The organism is Dietzia sp. CW19 (assembly GCF_014145265.1).
GTDB lineage: Bacteria > Actinomycetota > Actinomycetes > Mycobacteriales > Mycobacteriaceae > Dietzia > Dietzia natronolimnaea.
In genome coordinates, this window is sequence record NZ_JAALEE010000499.1 from 3,882 (window position 1) to 7,066 (window position 3,185).

5 protein-coding genes and 1 pseudogene are annotated in these 3,185 nt (G+C 71.6%); 1 reads left to right on the forward strand and 5 read right to left on the reverse strand.

What is annotated here, in order from left to right:
* The 5 genes and pseudogenes from G6021_RS17525 to G6021_RS14250 form a co-directional block, all read right to left on the reverse strand.
* Positions 1-151: pseudogene (locus G6021_RS17525) on the reverse strand (enoyl-CoA hydratase); the annotation flags it as partial.
* Positions 152-314: 163 nt separating this feature from the next.
* A complete protein-coding gene (locus G6021_RS17795) occupies positions 315-449 on the reverse strand; it encodes a hypothetical protein (RefSeq protein ID WP_259845221.1) in 135 nt (44 codons plus the stop codon).
* Between the two features lie 62 nt (positions 450-511).
* Complete coding sequence (gene rfbC, locus G6021_RS14240; protein WP_179525972.1) at positions 512-1,171, reverse strand: dTDP-4-dehydrorhamnose 3,5-epimerase; 660 nt, start codon at positions 1,169-1,171, stop codon at positions 512-514.
* 77 nt (positions 1,172-1,248) lie between these two features.
* Positions 1,249-1,800: an LpqN/LpqT family lipoprotein gene (locus tag G6021_RS14245; RefSeq protein ID WP_182609381.1), complete on the reverse strand. Its 552-nt coding sequence runs from the start codon at positions 1,798-1,800 to the stop codon at positions 1,249-1,251.
* 1 nt (position 1,801) lies between these two features.
* Complete coding sequence (locus tag G6021_RS14250; RefSeq protein WP_182617353.1) at positions 1,802-2,608, reverse strand: SDR family oxidoreductase; 807 nt, start codon at positions 2,606-2,608, stop codon at positions 1,802-1,804.
* Between the two features lie 194 nt (positions 2,609-2,802).
* Between G6021_RS14250 and G6021_RS14255 the strand changes: the two genes are divergently transcribed.
* Positions 2,803-3,185, forward strand: a 383-nt coding sequence (locus G6021_RS14255) for an oxygenase MpaB family protein (RefSeq protein ID WP_347238978.1), incomplete at its 3' end; no start/stop codon positions are given.

Genomic DNA, 3,185 nt, shown 5'->3' on the forward strand with positions numbered 1-3,185 from the left:
CGCCGCACGACGGGTCGTCACCGAGGTCGCGGATGGCGGCGGTGGCCTCGCGCATCATCCGCAACGACAGGGGGTTGCGGCGCTCGGGCCGGTCGAGGGTCACGCGCGCGATCGGGCCGCTGCGCTCGACGAGGACGTACGGGGTGCTCACTGGGGCCTCCGGGAGGGACGGGAGTGCGTGCCCCCCCGGTTCTACCCCGCCGGACGGGTCCGTGGCGCGGGAGTGGGGACCGACGCCCCCGATGGAGGTCGGGACCGCGGCGCCCCGGGGCCACCTCGCCGGGACTACCGGGCCGGGACTACCGGGCCGGGGGTTATCGAGCCGGGACCGGGTGCTCGCCTCCACACCACTTCTCGGCGGGCACGGCCGCCTTGACCTGGTCGACGTGCTGCCCACAGCCGTCCCAGGTGGTCTTGCCGCAGACGGAACAGGCGACGGGATAACACATGGCGTCCTCCTTCATGGGGTTCTCGACCCGACAGGGCGTCGTTCGATACCCCCTAGGGTATGTCAGTCCGCGTTCGGGCGCCACTCCTCGTCCACCCGCGCGGTGGCCTCGCGCAGACGCTCCACGTGAGCCTCGCAGTCCTCCCATCGCGGCAGGCGCCCCGCGGCCGCGACGTCGAGCAGACTCGGGGCGTCGCGGTCCTTCTGGCTCATCACGTGCGTGACCGGGGTGCCGTCGAGCGCGACGGAGGGCCAGTCGATCGCGATGTGGGAGTCGAACGCGTCAACCGCGTGCTCGGCACCCGGTCGCCACCCCTCCGAGCACAGGTACATGACCGTGGACTGCGGCTCCAGCGAGAGGAATCCGTGCGCCACGCCCTCGGGGACGTAGATCGCCCGCTGGTCGCTCGAATCGAGGACCACCCCGGACCACTCACCGAACGTGGGCGACCCCACCCGCACGTCCACCACGACGTCGAACACCGTCCCGGACGGGCACATCACGTACTTGGCCTGCCCGGGCGGCACGTCGGCGTAGTGCAGGCCGCGCAGGACCCCCTCCCCCGAGACCGACACGTTGACCTGTGCGAGGTCGAAACGGTGCCCGGTCAGGCGGCGGAAGGTCGGGTCGGTGAACGCCTCGTGGAAGACCCCGCGGTCGTCCGAGATCCGGCGGGGGGTGATCTCCCACGCCCCCGTCACACTCAGCTCGCGTAGCTGCACCGGCGGTCCCGCCTTCCTGGTCAACTGACTTCGATCCCGCCCACCCTAGCGGGACACGCCGCGGCCGCCCGAGTGCGTCAACCCCTCATGGCGCCGACGATCTGGCCTGCCGTCCACTCCCCGATCAGCAGGCAGTCCATCGCCGAGTCGTGCAGGGCCGCGTCCTCGCGCCACCCGGTCACGACGAACTGGAAGACATAGGTCGCCTCGTCGTCGCTCCATCCCACGATCAGGCTCGAGGTGGCCATCTCGCCGGGCTCGGCCGTGTAGGTGCCGCGGAGGTAGCGGTAGATGCTGCGTACGGCGCCGGCGTCCTCGTCCCCCTCGCCCGCGACCTCCTCCAGCACCGTCCAGTCGGACAGGACCTCCGCGGTGGCGACGATCATGGTCACCGCGTCGTCGGTGGACATCGCGGGCGCCACGCGGGCGCAGGTGGCCACGGCGTTGGGCGAGAAGCCGTCGCGGTGGGCCCCCGGGTCCACGTAGATCACCGCCGACGGCTCCGGCGACTCGATCCGCTGCCACGGCGGGTTGTCCACCCACGTCAGCGGTTGCGCGGCCACCGCCATCGGGGGGCTCGCCTCGAGCGAGCGGCCGGTCGAGGCGCAGAACTCCTGGATGGAGGCCATGTCAGCCCTGCAGTCCCGCGCCGACGATGTGCGCCCCGCCGTCCACGACGAGCGTCTGCCCGGTGATCCAGTGGGCGTCGTCGGAGAGCAGGAACGACACCGGGCCGGCGATGTCGTCCGGCACCCCCAACCGGCCCGCCGGCAGTGCCGCGGACATCTGCTCCTCGCGGCCGGAGTAGAGGGCCTCGGCGAATCGTGTCTTGACCACCCCCGGCGCCACCGCGTTGACGCGGACGGCGGGGCCGACCTCCACCGCGAGTTCCTGCGTCAGGCGCATGACCAGTGCCTTGGTGGCGCCGTACCACCCGATGCCCGGCGAGGGTGCCAGTCCCGCGATCGAGGCCACGTTGACCACCGCCCCGCCGCGCTCACCGAGACCCGAGTGATAGACCTTCTGCGTCCACGCCAGGGTGCCCAGTGCGTTGACCTCGGTGATCTTGCGGGCGGCCGCCAGGTCCACGTCGACCGTCCGACCGAAGACGGGATTGATGCCGGTGTTGTTGACCAGCAGGTCCACCGGCCCGAACGCCTCCTCGGCCCGGGCCACCACCTCGCGCTGGTGATCCTCGTCGTCGGACTTCCCCGCCACCGCGAGCACCCGGTCCGGCGCACCCAGTTCGGCGACCGCCTCGTCGAGGCCCTCCTGCCCGCGGGCGGTGATCACCACGGACGCACCCTCGGACAGCAGTCGCCGCGCGATCCCCAGACCGATCCCACGGCTGGCGCCGGTGACGAGAGCGGTCCTGCCCGCGAAGCGGTCGGGCACGACGGGGCCGGTGCGGGGGGCGGGAAGGGGGGAAGGGCTCACGTGTCGTCTCCTGGTGCGGTTCGGGGCTCTCGGGTGTGCACTGCCAGCCTAGAGGCCGTGTCCCCGTCATACGTTCACGGGATTTTCTCAGGCCGCCCCCAGGGAATACCGGCCGACGGGCGGGACGGGAGTTACAGTCGTCGTCAGGACTCAACCGGCCGTCACGCACGGCGCAACTACCCCAGGGCGTGCCCATGTCACCACTTGATCCACGCGGGGCGGCGGACACCCCCGTGTGCTCGATCCTCGACATCCCGGGGCCCCGCTGGTTCCACCCGGGCGACCCGATCTGGCGTGTCCACGGCGACGCGGCCACCCCGATCGGCGTGACCACCGGACTGCTCATGCTGGCCGCCAACCCCGCCTTCGCGGCCGCGCTCACCGCCGCTGACGCGGTGGAGAACCCCTGGTCCGCGGACGGCTACCTGCACGACCTCATCGAGATCACCACGTTCGGCACGGTCGACGACGCCATGGTGACGATCGAGAACTCACACCGCGACCGCTCCACCTTCTCCGGCACCACCGAGCACGGCCGGTACTACTACGGTTCGGATCCGGAGCTCATGGAGTGGGC

Excerpts from the sequence above, each read along its gene's own strand:
- G6021_RS17795 (WP_259845221.1), bottom strand. The coding sequence starts at position 449 with ATGTGTTATCCCGTCGCCTGTTCCGTCTGCGGCAAGACCACCTGGGAC.
- G6021_RS14245 (WP_182609381.1), bottom strand. The coding sequence starts at position 1,800 with ATGGCCTCCATCCAGGAGTTCTGCGCCTCGACCGGCCGCTCGCTCGAG.